This is a genomic window from Streptomyces sp. NPDC047971, assembly GCF_040653355.1.
Classification (GTDB): domain Bacteria; phylum Actinomycetota; class Actinomycetes; order Streptomycetales; family Streptomycetaceae; genus Streptomyces.
Map to the genome: position 1 here is coordinate 87,100 of NZ_JBEZNW010000026.1, position 20,441 is coordinate 107,540.

Sequence of the window (20,441 nt, forward strand, 5' to 3'; positions counted from 1 at the left end):
GTGCACGCGGAAGCCGGTGGTGGGGGCCGTATGGAGGCCCCGGCGCGAGCCCACCCCCGGCGTACGGGACAATGGGGTACGCACTTGAAGCGTGCGGGACAATGGCGTACGCACTGCAGCCCAGCGGGGGGACCCCCCGGCAGAACGAGAGCGCGAGGCGTAGATCCCTGTGACCCGGATCGTGATCATCGGCGGCGGACCCGGCGGATACGAGGCTGCCCTGGTGGGCGCCCAACTCGGCGCGGAGGTGACCGTCGTCGACTGCGACGGCCTCGGCGGCGCGTCCGTCCTGACCGACTGCGTCCCCTCGAAGACCCTCATCGCGACGGCCGAGGTGATGACGACCTTCGACTCCTCGTACGAGGAGCTGGGCATCATCGTCGCGGACGACACCCCGCACGTGGAGCAGGCCGCCCGCGTCGTCGGCGTCGACCTCGGCAAGGTCAACCGACGGGTGAAGCGCCTCGCGCTCGCCCAGTCCCACGACATCACCGCCTCCGTCACCCGCGCCGGCGCCCGCGTCCTGCGCGGCCGCGGCCGGCTCTCGGGCCGCCAGGCCGTGGACGGCTCCCGCCAGGTGATCGTGACCTCCGCCGACGGCTCGGAGGAGGCGCTGACCGCCGACGCCGTGCTGATCGCGACCGGCGGCCACCCGCGCGAGCTGCCCGACGCCCAGCCCGACGGCGAGCGGATCCTGAACTGGACCCAGGTCTACGACCTCAAGGAGCTCCCCGAGGAGCTCATCGTGGTCGGCTCGGGTGTGACGGGTGCCGAGTTCGCCGGCGCCTACCAGGCGCTGGGCTCCCGGGTCACCCTGGTCTCCTCCCGCGACCGCGTGCTGCCCGGCGAGGACCCGGACGCCGCCGCCGTCCTGGAGGACGTCTTCCGCCGCCGCGGCATGAACGTCATGGCCCGCTCGCGCGCCGAGTCGGTCAAGCGGGTCGGCGACCGTGTCGAGGTGACCCTCGCCGACGGCCGGGTCATCTCCGGCTCCCACTGCCTCATGGCGGTCGGCGCCATCCCGAACTCGGCCGGCATGGGCCTGGAGGAGGCCGGGGTCAGGCTCAAGGACTCGGGCCACATCTGGACCGACCGGGTCTCCCGCACCTCGGCGCCGGGCGTCTACGCCGCCGGTGACGTCACCGGTGTCTTCGCGCTCGCCTCCGTCGCGGCGATGCAGGGCCGGATCGCGATGTACCACTTCCTCGGCGACGCGGTGGCCCCGCTGAACCTGAAGACGGTCTCCTCGAACGTCTTCACCGACCCCGAGATCGCCACCGTCGGCTTCACCCAGGCCGACGTGGACGCGGGCAAGATCGAGGCCCGGGTCGTCAAGCTGCCGCTTCTGCGCAACCCGCGCGCCAAGATGCAGGGGATCCGCGACGGCTTCGTCAAGATCTTCTGCCGTCCGGGCACCGGGATCGTCGTCGGAGGCTGTGTCGTCGCGCCGAAGGCGAGCGAGCTCATCCACCCGATCTCGATCGCGGTCGACAACAATCTGACGGTGGAACAGATCGCAAACGCTTTCACGGTGTACCCCTCCCTGTCGGGCTCGATCGCGGAAGTGGCACGGCAGTTGCACACCCGAAAGGCGACGGGCGAGGGCTGACCCGCCCCCCGCCTGCGGAGATCTGGACAACCCCCGGCAAGGCGGGACAAGGAACGATCAACGACGGGGCCTCCCATACCACTTGGGGGCCCCGTCTGTGCGCATCTTCTGCAATTCGGCGCATAGTGCTGAAAATCATCTGCCGGTCACGTTACTGTCGGTTTCGTGTTCGCTGCAGAACGTCGTCAGTTGATCCTCGAAATGGTGCGCGCCAATGGAGCCGTGTCGCTCCGTGAGCTCGCCCGCGTCGTCCAGACCTCAGAAGTGACCGTACGGCGGGACGTGCGGGCACTGGAGGCAGAAGGACTCCTCGACCGCCGGCACGGCGGTGCGGTACTGCCGGGCGGGTTCACCCGAGAGTCCGGCTTCCCGCAGAAATCCCACCTCGCGACCGCGGAGAAGACGGCCATCGCCGACGTCGCCGCGAGCCTGGTCGAAGAGGGCGAGGCCATCGTCGTCGGCGCCGGGACGACCACGCAGGAGCTGGCCCGCAGGCTCGCCCGCGTGCCCGGTCTGACCGTGGTCACCAACTCCCTGCTCGTCGCCCAGGCGCTCGCCCACGCCAACCGGGTCGAGGTCGTCATGACCGGCGGCACGCTGCGCGGCTCGAACTACGCGCTGGTGGGCAGCGGGGCCGAGCAGTCCCTCCAGGGGCTGCGGGTCTCCCGGGCCTTCCTCTCCGGCAGCGGCCTGACCGCCGAGCGCGGCCTGTCCACGTCCAACATGCTCTCCGCGAGCGTGGACCGGGCGCTGGTGCAGGCGGCGGCGGAGGTCGTGGTGCTGGCCGATCACACCAAGCTCGGCACCGACACCATGTTCCAGACGGTGCCGACCGACGTGATCACCCGCCTCGTCACCGACGAGCCGCCGGCGCACGACGACCGGGCCGCCACGGAGCTCCAGGCCCTCGCCGACCAGGGCGTCCAGATCGCGGTGGCGGGGACGGGACCGGGTGGTGACGCGGTCCCCCCGGGCGGCGGCCGCCCGCGCCGTGACGTTCCGCTTCCCGGTCAGCGCGCCCGGCATCAGCCCGGCCAATTCCGCGGAGCCGCGGCCTCGTTGGCGAGTGACGTGCTGCAACCGGAGCGAACGGCCCGGGTCGCGGACATGCGCAGGCGCTGAGAGGGGGCGTCCCTGGCGCGGGGGCCAGGACGCACGCGGGGAGGCCGGGTGCCCGGAGGCCGGCACCCCGGAGCGTCGGAACACTCCGGGAGGTCGAGCGCCCGGACGCGTCGGGGCGAGCCCGGGCCCGGCTCCCGCCGCTCGTCGGTTCAGCTCTTCATACCGCGCAGGGTCAGGGCCAGCAGGCGGTCCGGCAGTTCCTCGTCGTCCGGGTTCTGCTCGGCCGCCAGCGCGATCGCGTTTGTGAGCTGCATCAGATCACCGATCGACACGTCCGCGCGGACCGTACCGGCCTCCCGGGCCCGGCCCAGCAGGACCTCGCCGGCCGCGCGCAGCGGGACGTCGCACTGGGCGAGCGCCGAACTCCCGTCCCGCGAAGCCGACATGAGCGCCCGGGCGAAGCCCCGGTACTCGACCGCGTGGGTGATCAGGGTGCGCAGCCACTCCACGAGCGCGCGACACGGCTCGTCGGCCGCCGCGAGTTCGCGGCCCCGCTGGAGCAGTGCGGCCAGGGCCTCCTGGAACACGGCGTTCACCAGCGCGTCCCGGGTGGGGAAGTGGCGGTACAGCGTGCCGATGCCGACTCCAGCGCGCCGGGCGACGTCCTCCAGGGAGGCGTCCGTGCCGTGCTCGGCGAAGACTGCGCGGGCCTCGGTCAGCAGCCGCTCGTGATTGCGGCGCGCGTCGGCGCGCATGGGGGCTCCTCGGTCGGGCGAAGGGCCCGCAGGCGGTGTGCCTGCGGGCCCTTCCCATCGTACGAACGGCCTGCGCCGTCGGTCGTCAGTCCTTGATCTCGCAGATCGCGGAGCCGGAGGTGATCGACGCGCCGACCTCGGCCGACAGGCCCTTGATCGTGCCGGAGCGGTGCGCGTTGAGCGGCTGCTCCATCTTCATGGCCTCCAGGACGACGATCAGGTCGCCCTCCTTGACCTCCTGGCCCTCCTCGACGGCCACCTTCACGATGGTGCCCTGCATCGGGGAGGCGAGGGTGTCGCCGGAGGCGGTCGGGCCGGACTTCTTCGCGGCACGGCGCTTCGGCTTGGCGCCGGCGGCCAGACCCGTACGGGCCAGGGACATGCCGAGCGAGGACGGGAGCGAGACCTCCAGGCGCTTGCCGCCGACCTCGACGACGATCGTCTCGCGGCCGGACTCGTCCTCCTCGGCCTCGGAGCCCGCCGGGGCGAACGGCTTGATCTCGTTGACGAACTCGGTCTCGATCCACCGGGTGTGGACACGGAACGGGTCCGCGGTGAACGCCGGGTCGACGACGACCGCCTGGTGGAACGGGATGGCCGTGGCCATGCCCTCCACCTTGAACTCGGCGAGCGCGCGGGCGGCGCGCTGGAGCGCCTGCTCGCGGGTGGCGCCGGTGACGATCAGCTTGGCCAGGAGCGAGTCCCAGGCCGGGCCGATGACCGAGCCGGACTCGACGCCTGCGTCCAGACGGACACCGGGGCCGGTCGGCGCGTCGAAGGTGGTGACGGTGCCGGGCGCGGGCAGGAAGTTGCGACCCGGGTCCTCGCCGTTGATACGGAACTCGAAGGAGTGACCCCTTATGGCCGGGTCGTCGTAGCCCAGCTCCTCGCCGTCGGCGATCCGGAACATCTCGCGGACCAGGTCGATGCCGGTGACCTCTTCGGTGACCGGGTGCTCGACCTGGAGACGGGTGTTGACCTCCAGGAAGGAGATCGTGCCGTCGAGGCCGACCAGGAACTCGACCGTGCCGGCGCCGACGTAGCCGGCCTCCTTCAGGATCGCCTTGGACGCGGCGTACAGCTCGGCGTTCTGCGCCTCGGAGAGGAACGGCGCGGGCGCCTCCTCGACGAGCTTCTGGTGGCGGCGCTGGAGCGAGCAGTCACGGGTGGAGACGACGACCACGTTGCCGTGGGAGTCGGCCAGGCACTGGGTCTCGACGTGCCGCGGCTTGTCGAGGTAGCGCTCGACGAAGCACTCGCCGCGGCCGAAGGCCGCGACGGCCTCACGGACGGCGGAGTCGTAGAGCTCCGGTACCTCTTCGAGGGTGCGGGCGACCTTCAGACCGCGACCGCCACCACCGAAGGCGGCCTTGATCGCGATCGGCAGGCCGTGCTCCTCGGCGAAGGCGACGACCTCGTCGGCGCCGGAGACCGGGTCGGGCGTGCCCGCGACGAGCGGGGCGCCGGCGCGCTGGGCGATGTGACGGGCCGCCACCTTGTCGCCGAGGTCGCGGATGGCCTGCGGCGGCGGGCCGATCCAGGTCAGACCGGCGTCGAGCACGGCCTGGGCGAACTCGGCGTTCTCGGAAAGGAACCCGTAGCCGGGGTGGATCGCGTCCGCGCCCGAGTCCTTTGCGGCCTGAAGCACCTTGGCCATGTCCAGATAGCTGGCGGCCGGGGTGTCACCGCCCAGAGCGAACGCCTCGTCGGCCGCCCGGACGTGCAGAGCGTCCCGGTCCGGATCGGCGTAGACGGCTACGCTGGCGATCCCGGCATCCCGGCAAGCACGGGCGACACGGACAGCGATTTCGCCACGGTTGGCGATGAGCACCTTGCGCACGATGGCTCCCTCCTTGAAACAAGCTGAGTTTAGGGACTGCCGACACGGCACTTCGACCCGTCCCCAGTGGTGAGCTTGCCCACACGGAGCGTGATACGAGGCTTGCTCGGGTCGTGAAATCCCTTGTCGTACCACGGTACGCAGGGTTCCTCTACGGCACAGTAGCTCCGAGGTGTGGCACAGGTCTCTGTTCAAGCGGCCAGTCGCGTATCGGGTTTCTTTGTGGAGTCCCTACGAATGGCGCAATGATTCTTTGCCGCCGCATCGGTGTGTGCGGACCCTTGTCCGAAGGTTTACCCGGCAGTAGCCTTCGCGCTGTCATCTGTACTGCAGGTAACAGTCGTTTCAGGGGGTGGCCCAGGTGGCCCGCAGACCGATAGCTCTCGTGACGGCGGCGGTGCTCTTCCTGGAAGCCCCGGGCATCGTCGTGCTCAACGCCGTCATGGCGCGCTTCGTCGAGATCCAGTCGATGTCCCTCGACGGCCTCGACCCGGACCACATGGTGACCGGTACGTGGGCCCTCGGCATCGTCTCCGGGCTGCTCCTCGCGCTCTGCGCGACCGTCGCCCTCGTCGCCGGCATACGTGACAAGCGCCCCGGGCGCGCCGGCCGGGGCCTCCTCATCGGCTGCGCCGTGGTGCACGGTGTGCTCGGCGCGGTGACGATCGGTCTGATCGGCTGGGGTGCCTTCGCGTTCATGACCGTGGTGCTCGGCCTCGTCGTGCTGACGCTGGTGGCGTACGGAAAGGGCGCCGACGCCCCGGCCGAGGCGGCGGCGCCCGCGTAGGACCGGCGCGGTCTCAGGTCCACAGGTCGGTGATGGAGACCCCCAGCTTGGCGAGCAGGTTGCGGAGCAGGGGCAGGGAGAGGCCGATCACGTTGCCCGGGTCTCCGTCGATGCCGTCGATGAACGGTGCCGAGCGCCCGTCGAGCGTGAAGGCGCCCGCCACGTGCAGTGGTTCGCCGCTCGCCACGTACGCGGCGATCTCGGCGTCCGTCGGCTCACCGAAACGGACGACGGTCGAGGCGGTCGCCGACTCGTAGCGCTTGGCCGCCGTGTCGTACACGCAGTGACCCGTCTGGAGGATGCCCACCCGGCCGCGCATCGCCTTCCAGCGCGCGGTGGCCTCCTCGGCGTCGGCCGGCTTGCCGAGGGCCTGCTTGTCGAGCTCCAGGACCGAGTCGCAGCCGATGACCAGGGCGCCGAAGGCCTCGGGGCGCGCGGCCACATGGGCGGCCTTGGCCTCGGCGAGCGCGAGGGCGAGTTCGGCGGGGGTCGGCGCGCGCATCTTGTCCTCGTCGACGCCGCTCACGATGACCTCGGGGGCGAGTCCGGCCTGCCGCAGCAGTCCGAGACGGGCGGGCGAGGCGGAGGCGAGCACGACACGGCGGCGATCAGCAGTCATGGGGGAAGCGTAGCCAGTGTCAGTGGAGGCCGACCACGAACATCGCCACCACCATCGCCAGGGCCAGCAGGATGGACGCGCGACGCAGCATGGCCTGCATGTCGCGCATCTCCTCCGGCGGCTCGTTCTTCGGGTCGGACCACAGCATGGCCACGATCCTGCTGGCAGGAGGGCCCCGGCGCCTGAGTACCCGTACTCAGGAGCCGGGGTGCCAACGGACTAATCAGGCGTGGTGAACACCCCCTCGCCGGCCGCCGCCAGTGCCGCCCCGGCCGCGCGCTCCGCGTCCGCGGGGCCCAGCGGCTCGCGCGTGATCATGAAGCGGTAGTAGAGCGGGGCCGACACCGCGCGCAGCAGCTCGATGCCGTCGGTCCCGGCGGGGACCTCGCCGCGGGCCGCGCCGCGCTCGACCACCGGGGCCCATTCCTGCAGGCGGGCCCGGTAGAAGCCGTTCAGCGCCTCGGCGCACTCCTCGTCGCAGGCCGCGGCCGCGATGACCGCACGGAAGACGGCGCCCATCCGGGGGTCGGTGAGGGTCTTGGTGACGAGCGCGGCGTTGGCCCGCAGGTCGCCCGCGAGGCTGCCGGTGTCGGAGGCCGGCAGGGACTGCTCCGCCATGTCGCGCAGCAGGTCGGCGACGAGTCCGACGGGAGAGCCCCAGCGGCGGTAGACGGTCGTCTTGCCGACGCCGGCGCTCGCGGCGACGTGGTCCATGTTCAGCGCGTGGAAGCCCGCGGCGGCCAGGGCGTCCTCGGTCGCGTCGAGGACGGCCCGGCGCACCTTCGCGGTACGGCCCCCGGGGCGCACGGTGCCGGGCACGGCCGGCTGGCTCTCAGTCAAACGGGTCTCCTGTTCCATTAACGCCTTCGAGTCTGCTACGGTACGGGACATCTTAACGGAACAAGAAGCCCATTAATGGGGGTCGTTCATGGCTGCCACCACACTCGGATCCCGCACCGACATCCGTACCGACCGCATGGACGGACGGATGCGGCTCGTCCTCCTCGTCCTTCTCGTCGCCCAGTTCATGCTGGCCGTCGACTTCTCGATCCTGAACGTCGCCCTGCCCGCCGTCGGCGAAGGACTCGGCTTCACCCTGGGCAACCTCCAGTGGATCGCCACCGCCTTCGCCCTCGCCGCCGCCGGATTCACCCTCCTCCTCGGGCGCGTCGCCGACATCGTCGGCCGCCGCCGCCTCTTCCTCGCCGGGATGGCGCTCCTCGCCCTCTCCTCGCTCGTCGGCGGTCTCGCCACGACCCCCGCGACGCTGATGGCCGCACGGGTCGCCCAGGGCCTCGCCACCGCCGCCGTCACACCCGCCGGGCTCGCCCTGCTCACCTCCTCCTTCCCGGAGGGGCCGCTGCGCGCCAAGGCGCTCGGCCTGAACGGCGCGCTCATGTCGGCCGGCTTCACCATCGGCGCCGTCCTCGGCGGTGTCCTGACCGACCTGCTCTCCTGGCGCTGGGCCTTCTTCATCAACGTGCCGGTCGCCCTCGCCGTGCTCCTCGTCGCCCCCGTCGTCCTGCGGGAGAGCCGCCCCGCCGTCCGCCCCCGCCTCGACGTCCCCGGCGCGATCACCGTCACCGGCGGCCTGCTCGCCCTGGTCCTCGGCCTCACCACCGAGCCCCTGGCGCTCCCCGTCGGCGTCGCCCTGCTCGTCGCCTTCTGGTTCGTGGAGCGGAGGGCCGCCTCACCCCTCGTACCCGTACGGATCCTCACGCGCCGCACCGTCGTCCACGGCAACCTCGCCGGGCTCGTCGCCTTCGTCACCGAGACCTCGCTGGTCTTCCTGATGACGCTCTACCTCCAGGACGTCCTCGGCTTCTCGCCGCTCGCCGCCGGTCTGTCGTTCGGCGTCCGCGGCGCGGGCACGGTCCTCGGCGGGGTGTACGCCTCCCGGTTCATCGGCCGCTACGGAGCCCGGGCCGCCCTCGTCTTCGGGGGGCTCCTCCAGGCGGCCGCCACCCTCTCCCTGTACGGCCTGGGCGACGACCGCGGCGGGCTCTGGCTGCTGCTCGCCGGCACCTTCGCCGGCGGCGTCGGCAACATGCTCGCCATCGTCGGCTTCATGGTCACCGCCACCTCCGGACTGCCCGACTCCGAACAGGGCATGGCGACCGGACTCGCCACCATGACCCAGCAGATCGGCATCACCATGGGCACGCCGATCATGAGCGCCGTCGTGGTCGGCTCCGCCACGGTCCTCGACGGCATCGGCCTCGCGATCCTCGTCAACGCCGCCATCGTCCTCGCCGGAGCGCTGGGGGCCGCCCTCTTCCTGCGCCGCTCCTGACCGCCCCTCACCCCCCGCGTACGCCCCCTGCCCCGGAAGGACCCGTCATGAAGAAGCTCCTCGCCCCGCTGCTCGCCGCCGCCCTCGGCCTCACCCTGCTCTCCGGCACCCAGACGGCCGGTGCCCGCCCCGCACCCGACCCGCGGTGGCACGCCGCCTGGGGCGCCGCCCCGCAGCTCCCCGCGACCGGCTTCACCGCCAACTGGTCCCAGGAGGGCTTCTCGCGCCAGACCCTCCGCCAGGTCGTCCGCGTCACCGAGGACGGCGACCGGGTCCGGATCAGGCTCAGCAACGCCTACGGGACCTCACCCCTGGCCGTCACCGGCGCCACGGTCGCCCGCACCACGACCGGCGCCGCCGTCGAACCCGGCTCGGTACGCCACCTCACCTTCGGCGGGAAACGGTCCGTCTCGGTCCCGGCCCACGGCGAGCTGCGCAGCGACCCGGCCCGACTCGACCTCGGAAGACTGGAGTCGGTGACCGTCACCCTCTACCTCGCCGGCACCACCGGTCCCGCCACCTTCCACTCCCAGGCATGGGCCGACAGCTACCGCGCCGAGGGCGACCACCGCGCCGACACCACGGGCCACGCCTTCACCGCCCGCAGCCGGTCCTGGTACTACCTCAACGGCGTCGAGGTCAGCGGCGGGACCCCGCCGCGCAAGGGCGGCGTGGTCCTCTTCGGCGACTCCATCACCGACGGCTTCGGCTCCACCCCGAACGCCGACCGCCGCTACTCCGACGCACTCGCCGAACGGATCGACCGCCCCGTCGTCAACGCCGGCATCGGCGGCAACCTGGTCCTCAACGACTCGGCCTGGTACGGCGAACGCTCCACCGCCCGGTTCCGCCGCGACGCCCTCGACCAGCCCGGCGTCACCACCGTCGCCCTGCTCCAGGGAGTCAACGACATCGGCTTCGCCGAGGCCGCACTGAAGCCGGACCCGCAGCCCACCTACAAGCCCTCGCCCGTCGTCACCTCGGCGGAACTCATCTCCGCCTACCGCCGGCTGATCGACGCGGCGCACGCCCGCGGAGTGCGGGTCGTCGGCTCGACGCTGCTGCCCTTCAAGGGCACCAGCCACTGGGGCCCGACCGCCGAACGGACCAGCGCGGAGGTCAACCACTGGATCAGGACCTCGGGCGAGTTCGACGCGGTCGTCGACTTCCAGCGGCTCCTCGCCGACCCGAAGGACCCGAAGGCGCTGAACCCGGCGTACGCGGACGCGGACCGGCTGCACCCCAACGACGCCGGCTACCGCGTGATGGCCGCGGCGGTCGCGCCCCTCGTCTGACCCCGGAACACGCGAGGGCTCTGCCCCCGGAACACGCGAGGGCTCTGCCCCCGGAACACGCGAAGGCCGGACCTCCCGCACAAGAGGTCCGGCCTTTCGGGGTGCGTGGACCGGCGTCGACCGGCCGGTGGGACCGGCTAGACCGGCCAGTAGGAGCGCGCCCAGGAGCGCGGCCCCGGGCGGGGCCGTACCGCGCGCGCGATCCGTGACGGGTCCGACCAGCTCTCGGGAACCGCCGGGCCGTCGGCCGCGGACGCCGCCGCCGTCGCCGCGGCCCGGGCCTGGACCACCGCCAGTGCGGCGGCCAGCTCCTCCGGGGTCGGGTTTCCTCGTACGACCTTGATCACAGCGGCTCCTTACAGGGGGATGTTGCCGTGCTTCTTCGGAGGCAGGGATTCCCGCTTCGTCCGCAGCTGACGCAGGGCCTTCACGATCTGCGGGCGCGTGTCGGACGGCAGGACCACCCCGTCGATGTATCCGCGCTCGGCGGCGATGTACGGGTTGAGCAGCGTGTCCTCGTACTCCTGGATCAGCCGTGCGCGCACCGCCTCCAGGTCCTCGCCGTTCGCCTCCGCCTCCGCGAGCGTCCGACGGTGCAGGATGTTCACCGCGCCCTGCGCGCCCATGACCGCGATCTGCGCCGTCGGCCAGGCGAGGTTGAGGTCCGCGCCCAGGTGCTTGGAGCCCATGACGTCGTACGCGCCGCCGAACGCCTTGCGCGTGATGACCGTGATCAGCGGGACCGTCGCCTCGGCGTACGCGTAGATCAGCTTGGCGCCCCGGCGGATGATGCCGCCGTACTCCTGGTCGACACCCGGCAGGAAGCCCGGCACGTCGACGAAGGTGATGACCGGGACGTTGAAGGCGTCGCAGGTGCGGACGAAGCGCGCCGCCTTCTCGGAGGCGTTGATGTCCAGACAGCCGGCGAACTGCATCGGCTGGTTGGCGACGATGCCGACGGGGAAGCCCTCGACCCGGCCGAAGCCGGTCAGGATGTTCGGCGCGAACAGCGCCTGGGTCTCCAGGAACTCGCCGTCGTCCACGATGTGCTCGATGACGGTGTGCATGTCGTACGGCTGGTTCGCGGAGTCCGGGATCAGGACGTCCAGCTCGCGGTCCTCGTCGTTCACCTCCGTCTCGGCGACCTCGGGGAAGGCCGGCGGCTCCGAGAGGTTGTTCGAAGGGAGGTACGACAGCAGGGACTTGACGTACTCGATCGCGTCCTTCTCGTCGCCCGCCATGTGGTGCGCCACGCCGGAGGTCGTGTTGTGCGTCCGGGCGCCGCCCAGCTCCTCGAAGCCGACGTCCTCGCCGGTGACCGTCTTGATGACGTCCGGACCGGTGATGAACATGTGCGAGGTCTGGTCCACCATCACCGTGAAGTCGGTGATCGCGGGGGAGTAGACCGCGCCGCCCGCGCAGGGGCCGACGACCAGGGAGATCTGCGGGATCACACCCGAGGCGTGGGTGTTGCGGCGGAAGATCTCGCCGTACATGCCGAGGGCCATGACGCCCTCCTGGATGCGGGCGCCACCGGAGTCGTTGATGCCGACGACCGGGCAGCCCGTCTTCAGGGCGAAGTCCATCACCTTCATGATCTTCTGGCCGAAGACCTCGCCGAGGGCTCCGCCGAACACCGTGAAGTCCTGCGAGAACACGGCGACCGGGCGCCCGTCGACGGTGCCGTAGCCGGTGACCACGCCGTCGCCGTAGGGCCGGGTCTTCTCCAGCCCGAAGTTGGTCGACCGGTGTCGGGCCAGCTCGTCGAGCTCCACGAAGGAGCCCTCGTCGAGCAGCAGCTCGATGCGCTCCCGCGCGGTCAGCTTGCCCTTCGCGTGCTGCTTCTCCACGGCACGCTCGGAACCGGCGTGGGTCGCCTCGTCAATACGGCGCTGCAGATCCGCGATCTTGCCCGCGGTCGTGTGAATGTCGATCTCTTGCGGCTCTACCGACTCGGACATCGGGATGCTGCTCCCTGCCTGGTCACGGGGGTTCGTTGGCTACGAATGGGCTAATGCTCGGCTACTGATCCGTAGGGTATCGACGCCGATACCGTTCGGCACTGCGGTCTTTGCCACACCTAGTCTGGCTTGCATGACGTCCTCTCATGGCTCAGGAGGGCCGTGGTCCGACCTGGACCGGCCCCCGCTCAACGCCGCCTCGCTGCGCCGTGCTCTCGTGCTCCCCGACGGCCTCTGGACCTCGCTCGACGTGGTCACCACCACCGGCTCCACCAACTCCGACCTGGCCGCCCGCGCCGACGAGCTGCCCGAAGGGGCCGTGCTGGTCGCCGAGGAGCAGACCGAGGGCCGCGGCCGCCTCGACCGCAGCTGGATCGCTCCCGCCCGGTCCGGACTCTTCCTCTCCGTCCTGCTCAAGCCCGCCGTGCCGGTGCACCGGTGGGGCTGGCTGCCCCTGCTGACCGGGGTCGCGGCGGCGACCGGGCTCGCGAAGTCCGCCGGAGTGGACCTTTCCCTCAAGTGGCCCAACGACCTGCTGGTTTCGGTCGGGGACGAGGAGCGGAAGACCGGCGGCATCCTCGCCGAGCGGGCGGGCGAGGACGCCATCGTCGTCGGGCTCGGCATCAACGTCACCCTGCGTGAGGACGAGCTGCCCGTCCCGGCGGCCGGCTCGCTGCTCCTCGCGGACGCGATCTCGACCGACCGGGACACCCTGCTGCGCTCCGTCCTGCGTTCCCTGGAGCACTGGTACGGGGAGTGGGTGCGGGCCGACGGCAACCCCGCCGCCTCCGGCCTCCAGGAGGCGTACACGGCCGGCTGCGCGACCCTCGGCCGCCGCGTCCGGGCCGACCTGCCCGGCGAGCGGATGCTGGAGGGCGACGCGGTGGCGCTGGACGGCGACGGCCGCCTGGTGGTGGCGACGGAGGGCGGCGGCACGGAGGCCGTCTCCGCGGGCGACATCGTCCACCTCCGCGCGGAGGGCTGAGCACCCGGCGTCGTGGGCGCCCGTTCGGGGTGGTGGAACGGGCGTCCCGAACACGGTGAGGTGGACGTTACGGCGTGAGCTGGCACACACCTGTCGTATCGTGGAGCGCGATCCAGGCGACAGATCGGCAGGGCAGTGGGCAGGGAACGGGCAGGAGGCGGCCGGTGACCGTCGACGACGCGCACAACGGCGGCGAGGCCGAGCCACCGGCGTACCCCACCCCCCACCATGTGGTCGACCACACGGCGGAGCCGACGGACGACCCGCTCGCCATCCGCCTCGAACAGCTCATCCTCGGCGCCGACCGCCGCTACACCCCCTTCCAGGCCGCCCGCACCGCCGGCGTCTCCATGGAGCTGGCGTCCCGCTTCTGGCGGGCCATGGGCTTCGCGGACATCGGCCAGGCCAAGGCGCTCACCGAGGCCGACGTCCTCGCCCTGCGCCGACTCGCCGGTCTCGTCGAGGCGGGTCTGCTCAGCGAGCCGATGGCGGTGCAGGTCGCCCGGTCCACCGGGCAGACGACCGCCCGACTGGCCGAATGGCAGATCGACTCCTTCCTGGAGGGCCTCACCGAGCCGCCCGAGCCCGGCATGACCCGTACCGAGGTCACGTATCCCCTGGTCGAGCTGCTCCTGCCCGAGCTGGAGGAGTTCCTGATCTACGTCTGGCGCCGCCAGCTCGCCGCGGCCACGGGCCGTGTCGTGCAGGCCGCCGACGACGAGGAGATGGTCGACCGGCGGCTCGCGGTCGGCTTCGCTGACCTGGTCGGCTTCACCCGGCTGACCCGCCGCCTGGAGGAGGAGGAGCTCGGCGAGCTGGTCGAGGCATTCGAGACGACCTGCGCCGACCTGGTCGCCGCACACGGCGGGCGGCTGATCAAGACGCTCGGCGACGAGGTGCTGTACGCGGCCGACGACGCCGGGACGGCCGCCGAGATCGCCCTGCGGCTGATCGAGACGCTCAGTCACGACGAGACCATGCCCTCGCTCCGGGTCGGCATCGCCTTCGGCACGGTGACGACCCGCATGGGCGACGTCTTCGGTACGACGGTGAACCTCGCGAGCCGGCTCACCTCAATAGCTCCCAAGGACACCGTGCTGGTCGACGGCGCGCTCGCGGAGGAGCTCACCCGGACCGGCGACGCGCCGGTCTCGGAGACGCAGGCGGCCGAGGAGGCGGCCCGCGCCGAGAAGGAGGGCGAGGAGCCCCCGACGTACCGCTTCGCGCTCCAGCCGATGTGGCAGCGCCCCGTCCGCGGCCTCGGCGTCGTCGAGCCCTGGCAGCTGGGCCGCCGCCCGACCTAGGGGGTGCCGTGCGGACCAGGCCGGGGTCACGGGGCCTGGCACGCGCTCCCCCGTAGCCCTCCGGGCACGGGAGGTGCCCCCACGCCGCGTTGTCGTCAGTCGCCAACGCTCCGCGTCGGCTCCCTCCTCCGCCTTGCGATCGCACGCACCAGACCCCGCTCCCTGATCCGGCCTGCTCCGCACGGCACCCCCTAAGATCCCGGTGAACAGTCGTTAACCGGGAGGGTGTGTCGGTCATGTCCGAGCAGTCCGAGCAGCGCTTTGGTGAGTTCGTCGCGGTCCGCAGGGAGGGGTTCGTCGCCGAGCTCGTCCTCGACCGGCCCAAGGCGATGAACGCCGTCTCCTCCGAGATGGCCCGCTCCATCGGCGCGGCGTGCGCGGCCCTCGCCGACGACGCCTCGGTCCGGGTCACGGTGCTGACCTCCTCCAACGACCGGGCCTTCTGTGTCGGCGCCGACCTCAAGGAGCGCAACTCCTTCACCGACGCCGAACTCGTCCGCCAGCGCCCGACCGCCCGCGCCGCCTACACCGGCGTCCTCGAACTGCCGATGCCGACCATCGCCGCGGTGCACGGCTTCGCGCTCGGCGGCGGCTTCGAGCTGGCGCTCGCCTGCGACGTGATCGTGGCCGACGCGACGGCCGTGGTCGGACTTCCCGAGGTGTCCGTGGGCGTGATCCCCGGCGGTGGCGGTACGCAGCTCCTCCCGCGCCGGGTGGGCGCGGCCCGCGCGGCCGAGCTGGTCTTCACCGCGCGCCGGGTCGAGGCCGCCGAGGCCCGTGAGCTGGGACTCGTCGACCTGCTGGAGGAGGACGCCCGCACGGCCGCCCTGGAGCTGGCCGGACGGATCGCGGCGAACTCCCCGGTCGGACTGCGCGCCGCGAAGCGCGCCATGCGGCTCGGTCAGGGGCTCGACCTGCGGGCCGGCCTGGAGGTCGAGGACGCGGCCTGGCGCTCCGTGGCCTTCTCGGGCGACCGCGCGGAGGGCGTGGCGGCCTTCAACGAGAAGCGGAAGCCCGCGTGGCCGGGTGAGTGACCCTGCCTCTTCGGCGGCCGCGTGAGTAACCGCTGAACGGCTGAGAAATGTCGAAAATCTTCGCAATGTGACTTTCCGTGACGCCTCGCCAGTGAAAACGGATGAAACGTCCCTAAGCTGGAGCAATGGGAGAGGACGTGCGGCTACGGGCCGTGGTGGCGCTGGCGCAGGCGATGGCGGCGGCGCACACCCCGCGCGAGTTCTGGCGGGCGGCGGCGCTCGGCGCCCGTGACGCGCTGGGCGGGCACTTCGCCGCACTGTCCGTCTGGGAGCGCGACCGCGGCCGGCTGAAAGTGCTGGTGAACGCGGGGGAGCGGGCCGTCGGGGAGGAGGAGTTCCCCGACGCCGAGACCTATCCCGTCCACCAGTTCCCGGAGATCACGGAGTTCCTGCACGCGCAGTGGGCGGGCGGCGGCGAGCCGGACGCCTGGGTGGAGACCGCCGGCGACCGCGTCCCGACCGGCCGCGTCACCGGGCTGCGCAAGCGCGGACGCGGCTGCTGCGTGGTCGCGCCGATCGTGCTGCACGGCCGGGCCTGGGGCGAGCTGTACGTGGCGCGCCCCGCCGGGGCGCCGGTCTTCGACCGGCACGACGCCGACTTCGCGGCGGTGCTCGCCGCCGTGGTGGCGGCGGGCATCGCCCAGGCGGAGCGGCTGGAGGAGGTGCGGAAGCTGGCCTTCACCGACCCGCTGACCGGCCTCGCGAACCGCCGCGCCGTGGACACCCGGCTCGACGAGGCGATCGAGCGCTACCGGACGGACGGCTCCGTCGTGAGCCTCGTGGTCTGCGACCTGAACGGCCTGAAGCGCGTGAACGACACCCACGGTCACGCCGTGGGCGACCGGCTGCTCGAACGGTTCGGATCGGTGTTGTCCCGGTGCGGCGCGATGCTCCCCGGCGCCCTGTCGGCGCGTCTCGGCGGCGACGAGTTCTGCCTGGTCTCGGTGGGTCCGACGGCCGACGAGGTGGTGGCGGTCGCGGACGAGCTGTGCGTACGGGCCGGGGAGCTGGAGCTCGGTGAGGGGGTCGCCTGCGGGGTGGCGTCGACGGGCGACCCGATCGGCCCGCTCAAGTCCGCCCGCCGCCTCTTCCGCCTGGCCGACGCGGCCCAGTACCAGGCGAAGGCGGCCCGCTCCGTGAAACCGGTCGTGGCGGGCCGGGACGGCACGGTCATCCCCCTCGCGGACGCCCCGCCGGGAGCCAGGGACCGCCGCCGCTTCCGCGACGCCCCGCCGGCCGCGCCGGAGGGACGGGGGCCGGAGGGTCCGCCGGGGCAGTGAGCGGCCGGGCCGGAGGGGTGTGCCGAGGCCATCCCGTACGCATCACCTTCGTCGTCCGCCACCCGTGGTCCCGACGGTGCCGCTCCCCGCGACGGGGTCAGAGGGTCGGGCGCCGCGGGGGGCTGGCCACCCCTGTCTCCCGACCGCTCAGTGCGGCGTCCAGCGTCTCCTGGGCCACGCGCATCGCGTCGGCGTACTTCGGCTCGGACATGCGCTCCCAGGCCCGGTCCGGTGCGACGTCCTCCACCCGGCTCACCACCCACCAGATGTTGCCGAACGGATCCCGCACCCGGCCCCCGCGATCCCCCCACGCGCTGTCGGCGCACTCGGTGACGACCTGTGCCCCGTGCTTGACCGCGGCCGCCATGGCGGCGTCCGCGTCGGGGACGTAGACGCGCAGCAGCGAGGGCATCGCCGGCCAGTCGGGCCGTCGGTCGAACGCCAGGACGACCGTGTCGCCGACACGGATCTCGCCGTGCCCGATGGTGCCGTCCTCGACCGGCACCCGCGCGACTTCCTCGCCGTCGAACGCGGCGGTGATGAAGTCGAGCAGTGCGCCGGTGTCGTCGGTGACCACCCACGGTGCGACGTTGGTGTAGCCCTCGGGTGCGGTGTGACTCATCGGTCTCGTCCCCTCGTGCGGTTCTTCCTGACGTGACGACCCTAGGACGCAACTAGGACGACTAACGGCCTAGATGACAGGCGAATCCAGCACCCCTTCGGCCGTAGCCCCGTTCGCTCTCGAATCGCCGGTACAGGCGGCGCAGTGGGTTTCGTCTGCGAGCGGGCGGAAGAGCATCGGCTGGACGTGGTCGCCCGCGCACTCCCGGGTCCCGGCGAGGCGTGCGGAGACGCGGGGGCCGGTGGAGGCGGGCTGGGCGAGCCGGCGTGGTGGGACGTCGCGGAGCAGATGGCGCAGGAGGCCGCCCGGGCGGTGGACGGGCGTGTTCGCGCCGGGGAGGCCGCGCAGGACGTGTTCGTGGATGTCGGCGGGGGTGTGTCCGGCGGCGAGCCAGCGGGCGGTGAGGCAGGTCAACTCCTCCCGCATTCCCGGGGGGATGTGGCGCAGGGCGGGCGAGAGGAGGGGGAGGGCGGTGACGAGGGCGCGGGCTTCCTCGGGGACGTCGTCCGGGGCCGGTCGGCTCGTCACGGGCTCGGGCGGAGGGTTGGAGGTGTCTTCCACCGGGTGTTTCTTTGGATGACCGCCGGTCGACGGGGCGGTCGGTTCACCGACGGCCGGAATCCGGGGACTCGGTGCCACCTGCGGCGGCACCCTTTCGCCGCAGGTCGGTACGGGTGCGGAGCCGAGGAGCTTGGCGGCCTCGGCGGCACTCAACGGGACGCTGGAGACGAGCTGTTGGGTGATCCAGAGGCCCCCGGGTGCCTGGACGCGCCGTTCGTGGACGAAACCCTCGTCCTTGAGCTGGCGTTTGGCGCGGGTGAAGGCGGTTGACCCGATCCGGGCACGTTCGGCGGTGCGGGAGAGGGATTCCCTGGCGCCCTGGGGGAGGGAGAGTTGCCAGGTGAGGAGGCGAACGGCGTCGGAGCCGAGGCGGGGATGCCGGATCAGCTCGTGGGAGAGCTGGGTGAAGGCGCGCGGGGGCGCGCTAAGGTGCCGGTACATCACGGTGGGAGTTGTTGCCTTCCACTGGTGGTTCAGGCCCTCGCTGACGGTTGCCGCCGTCGCGGGGGCCGATTTGTTGTGGCGACCGTACCGCACGGAAAGTAGTGATGCCGGTGCGTTGAGTGAATATGCCCCGAACGTGTGCGTCGCGGGTGGCAGCCAACTCGCCCCGATCGTCGTCCGGTTGAACGCGAGGAGGCGAGCCCCCGGGAACTCGCCTCCGGCGGCTACCTCGCCGAAAGTGACGCGGGCGACGTGCTGATGATCCGCAGGGCCCCGCGCGGGGTCATGCTCGCCCGCTCTTCCGGGCTCGCCGTCCAGCAGTGTTCGACCGGGGCCTGCCACACGTGCCCGCTTGGTCGGGCCAGCGTCAGTGCGGTGCCGTTCACGTCGCGCACTTCGCCCGTCAGGGCTCGGGTCGCGTCCGTCACGACGTCGCCCCTCCGGTACGTCATCGTTCCCGCCGGGCCGCGCGCAGGACGGCGGTCAGCTTCTTGGCGCCGCTCAGAGTGACGGTGCCGAGGCCGTACAGGTGGATGTCCGCGCCTGCGCCGCGCCTGACGTCGCGGTACAAGCCGGTGGAGGGGAGGCCGGCCGCTTCCATGGCGGCCTTGAGGTCGTGGAACACCTGGGCGGCCTCGGGCTCGGAGACGGGGCGGATCGGAGGGGCGTTCGTGGGCGTGCTCATGGAGGGCTCTCTTTCTGGTGGATCTCCTCCGGGACGACTCCACGATCGCGCCGACAGCCCTACGCTCACCAGGGGTGGGGTTTCCGAACAGGATCGGGAAACGAGGCATATGCCGGCCGAGAGCGAGATCGACCCGAGCGAGAGCCTGGAGAGCTTCATCGCCGACATGGTCCGAGACGCGCGGAAACGTCACGGGTGGCGGCAGGCCGATCTGGCCGCGAAGGTCTTCAGCAGCACCACGCGGGTCTCGGAGATCGAGAACGGGGAGCCGCCGGATCTCGCCCTCGGACGCCAGCTCGACCAGGTGCTGGAGCTGGGCGGTTCGCTGGTGAACTTGCTGGTCATCCGCAACCAGGCCGCCTTCCGTGACTATGCGCAGGGGTTCCTTCGGGACCAGGCCCGAGCGCTGGCCGTCTACGAGTTCTCCCTCGTGGTGCCCGGCCTGCTCCAGACTCCTGGGTACGCGAGAGCGATCATGCGGTTGGAGGACCCTGACGGTGTGACCGACATCGAGGCGTCCGTTCGACGGCGCAGTGAGCGACAGGCTGTCTTCACCGGTCCGCAACCGCCTTGGCTGTGGGTGGTTCTCGACGAGTCCGCCTTGACCAAGGTCATGGGGTCGAGGCAGGTCATGCGCGAGCAGATCGAGTGGTTGCTCGAAGCGACCGAGCTACCGTTCATCAACGTGCAGATCCTGCGGACCGACCGCGCCGCCATCCGCGGTTCGGTGAGCCTCTTGACTCTCCCGTCGGGCGAACGCACTGCCTACACCGAGGGTTTCGGCACCGGCCGCTACGTGGTCGAAGCGACAGAGGTCACCCTCTTCCAGAAGATCTATGATCGGCTCCACGCCGATGCCCTCGGGGTCGACGAATCACGAGAGTTCATGCGTGACGTACTGGGGAAATGCGATGACTGAGCCGATATGGCGCAAGAGCACGTACAGCGGCAACAACGACAACTGCGTCGAGGTCGCCGACAACGCTCCCCGCATCGTCCGCGTCCGGGACAGCAAGGACCACGCCCAGGGCGAGCTGGCCGTCGCCCCCGCCGCCTGGGCCTCGTTCACCGCGTTCGTGCGCGCCCGCACCGTCTGACCCTTCCCGCTCTCCGGTCCGTACGCGGCTCTCGGCCCGCCGCCGTGAGGGCGCCCGGGTCCCCGAACACCTCAACGTGAGGGGGCGGTTGCGTGGCGTGCGGGCGATTCCTCACGGCTTGTGACGGGAGGAATTCACGAGGTAGTAATTGGGTGAAACCTTTACTGAATTGCCGTCAATAGGCCCCCCTCGTCTATCTCGATTCGAT

General features: G+C 71.7%; 21 protein-coding genes. 11 read left to right on the forward strand and 10 right to left on the reverse strand.

The genetic code is table 11. The annotated features are described in order from the left end of the window. The first annotated feature begins 169 nt into the window (after positions 1 to 169). The gene (locus tag AB0D99_RS23665; protein WP_362365534.1) at positions 170 to 1,609 is read left to right on the forward strand and encodes an NAD(P)H-quinone dehydrogenase; all 1,440 of its coding nucleotides are present in this window, start codon (positions 170 to 172) and stop codon (positions 1,607 to 1,609) included. A 165-nt stretch (positions 1,610 to 1,774) separates the two neighbouring features. Beyond that, on the forward strand, positions 1,775 to 2,731 hold the full coding sequence (locus AB0D99_RS23670; protein WP_362365537.1) for a DeoR/GlpR family DNA-binding transcription regulator: 957 nt from the start codon (positions 1,775 to 1,777) through the stop codon (positions 2,729 to 2,731). 149 nt (positions 2,732 to 2,880) lie between these two features. Here the strand turns inward: AB0D99_RS23670 and AB0D99_RS23675 are convergent, their stop codons facing one another. Together AB0D99_RS23675 and AB0D99_RS23680 are read right to left on the reverse strand one after the other, a co-directional pair. Then, on the reverse strand, positions 2,881 to 3,426 hold the full coding sequence (locus tag AB0D99_RS23675) for a helix-turn-helix domain-containing protein (RefSeq protein ID WP_362365540.1): 546 nt from the start codon (positions 3,424 to 3,426) through the stop codon (positions 2,881 to 2,883). Positions 3,427 to 3,511: 85 nt separating this feature from the next. Continuing rightward, positions 3,512 to 5,266 (reverse strand): biotin carboxylase N-terminal domain-containing protein, encoded by a 1,755-nt coding sequence (locus AB0D99_RS23680; RefSeq protein WP_362365543.1) that lies wholly within the window; start codon positions 5,264 to 5,266, stop codon positions 3,512 to 3,514. 361 nt (positions 5,267 to 5,627) lie between these two features. Here AB0D99_RS23680 and AB0D99_RS23685 point away from each other — a divergent pair, with 361 nt between their 5' ends. Continuing rightward, positions 5,628 to 6,053, forward strand: coding sequence for a hypothetical protein (locus AB0D99_RS23685; RefSeq protein ID WP_362365546.1), 426 nt, complete (start codon positions 5,628 to 5,630; stop codon positions 6,051 to 6,053). A 13-nt stretch (positions 6,054 to 6,066) separates the two neighbouring features. Here AB0D99_RS23685 and AB0D99_RS23690 read toward each other — a convergent pair whose 3' ends face one another. The 3 genes from AB0D99_RS23690 to AB0D99_RS23700 all read right to left on the reverse strand — a co-directional run bounded on the left by AB0D99_RS23690 (position 6,067) and on the right by AB0D99_RS23700 (position 7,530). Beyond that, entirely contained in the window at positions 6,067 to 6,672 is a 606-nt protein-coding gene (locus AB0D99_RS23690) for a nucleoside triphosphate pyrophosphatase (RefSeq protein ID WP_362365549.1), read from the reverse strand. A 19-nt stretch (positions 6,673 to 6,691) separates the two neighbouring features. Next, the gene (locus AB0D99_RS23695) at positions 6,692 to 6,820 is read right to left on the reverse strand and encodes a hypothetical protein (protein WP_362365552.1); all 129 of its coding nucleotides are present in this window, start codon (positions 6,818 to 6,820) and stop codon (positions 6,692 to 6,694) included. 71 nt (positions 6,821 to 6,891) lie between these two features. Beyond that, positions 6,892 to 7,530: a TetR/AcrR family transcriptional regulator gene (locus tag AB0D99_RS23700; RefSeq protein ID WP_362365555.1), complete on the reverse strand. Its 639-nt coding sequence runs from the start codon at positions 7,528 to 7,530 to the stop codon at positions 6,892 to 6,894. Positions 7,531 to 7,600: 70 nt separating this feature from the next. On the opposite strand from AB0D99_RS23700, the gene AB0D99_RS23705 reads away from it, so the two are divergent. Then, entirely contained in the window at positions 7,601 to 8,965 is a 1,365-nt protein-coding gene (locus AB0D99_RS23705; protein WP_362365558.1) for an MFS transporter, read from the forward strand. Positions 8,966 to 9,012: 47 nt separating this feature from the next. Continuing rightward, positions 9,013 to 10,260: an SGNH/GDSL hydrolase family protein gene (locus AB0D99_RS23710; RefSeq protein WP_362365561.1), complete on the forward strand. Its 1,248-nt coding sequence runs from the start codon at positions 9,013 to 9,015 to the stop codon at positions 10,258 to 10,260. Between the two features lie 137 nt (positions 10,261 to 10,397). Here the strand turns inward: AB0D99_RS23710 and AB0D99_RS23715 are convergent, their stop codons facing one another. Next, positions 10,398 to 10,607, reverse strand: coding sequence for an acyl-CoA carboxylase epsilon subunit (locus tag AB0D99_RS23715; RefSeq protein ID WP_362365564.1), 210 nt, complete (start codon positions 10,605 to 10,607; stop codon positions 10,398 to 10,400). Positions 10,608 to 10,616: 9 nt separating this feature from the next. Beyond that, a complete protein-coding gene (locus AB0D99_RS23720) occupies positions 10,617 to 12,221 on the reverse strand; it encodes an acyl-CoA carboxylase subunit beta (RefSeq protein WP_362365566.1) in 1,605 nt (534 codons plus the stop codon). Between the two features lie 133 nt (positions 12,222 to 12,354). Between AB0D99_RS23720 and AB0D99_RS23725 the strand changes: the two genes are divergently transcribed. From AB0D99_RS23725 to AB0D99_RS23740, 4 genes are all read left to right on the forward strand, one after another. After that, entirely contained in the window at positions 12,355 to 13,206 is an 852-nt protein-coding gene (locus AB0D99_RS23725; RefSeq protein WP_362365569.1) for a biotin--[acetyl-CoA-carboxylase] ligase, read from the forward strand. 164 nt (positions 13,207 to 13,370) lie between these two features. Continuing rightward, a complete protein-coding gene (locus AB0D99_RS23730; protein ID WP_362365572.1) occupies positions 13,371 to 14,510 on the forward strand; it encodes an adenylate/guanylate cyclase domain-containing protein in 1,140 nt (379 codons plus the stop codon). Positions 14,511 to 14,746: 236 nt separating this feature from the next. Further along, positions 14,747 to 15,544, forward strand: a complete 798-nt coding sequence (locus AB0D99_RS23735; RefSeq protein ID WP_362365575.1) for an enoyl-CoA hydratase-related protein — start codon at positions 14,747 to 14,749, stop codon at positions 15,542 to 15,544. A gap of 125 nt (positions 15,545 to 15,669) precedes the next feature. After that, the gene (locus AB0D99_RS23740; RefSeq protein WP_362365578.1) at positions 15,670 to 16,824 is read left to right on the forward strand and encodes a GGDEF domain-containing protein; all 1,155 of its coding nucleotides are present in this window, start codon (positions 15,670 to 15,672) and stop codon (positions 16,822 to 16,824) included. A 97-nt stretch (positions 16,825 to 16,921) separates the two neighbouring features. On the opposite strand, the gene AB0D99_RS23745 is transcribed toward AB0D99_RS23740, so the two are convergent. From AB0D99_RS23745 to AB0D99_RS23755, 3 genes are all read right to left on the reverse strand, one after another. Beyond that, a complete protein-coding gene (locus AB0D99_RS23745) occupies positions 16,922 to 17,446 on the reverse strand; it encodes a VOC family protein (protein WP_362365581.1) in 525 nt (174 codons plus the stop codon). Positions 17,447 to 17,515: 69 nt separating this feature from the next. Next, complete coding sequence (locus AB0D99_RS23750) at positions 17,516 to 18,448, reverse strand: hypothetical protein (RefSeq protein WP_362365585.1); 933 nt, start codon at positions 18,446 to 18,448, stop codon at positions 17,516 to 17,518. Positions 18,449 to 18,899: 451 nt separating this feature from the next. Beyond that, on the reverse strand, positions 18,900 to 19,136 hold the full coding sequence (locus tag AB0D99_RS23755) for a hypothetical protein (protein WP_362365588.1): 237 nt from the start codon (positions 19,134 to 19,136) through the stop codon (positions 18,900 to 18,902). A gap of 109 nt (positions 19,137 to 19,245) precedes the next feature. On the opposite strand from AB0D99_RS23755, the gene AB0D99_RS23760 reads away from it, so the two are divergent. Further along, positions 19,246 to 20,055 carry a Scr1 family TA system antitoxin-like transcriptional regulator gene (locus AB0D99_RS23760; protein ID WP_362365591.1) on the forward strand — a complete coding sequence of 270 codons (810 nt, stop codon included), beginning with the start codon at positions 19,246 to 19,248 and terminating at the stop codon, positions 20,053 to 20,055. After that, positions 20,048 to 20,233 (forward strand): DUF397 domain-containing protein, encoded by a 186-nt coding sequence (locus tag AB0D99_RS23765; protein ID WP_362365594.1) that lies wholly within the window; start codon positions 20,048 to 20,050, stop codon positions 20,231 to 20,233. Before AB0D99_RS23760 ends, AB0D99_RS23765 begins: the two co-directional genes overlap by 8 nt. Positions 20,234 to 20,441: the final 208 nt, after the last annotated feature.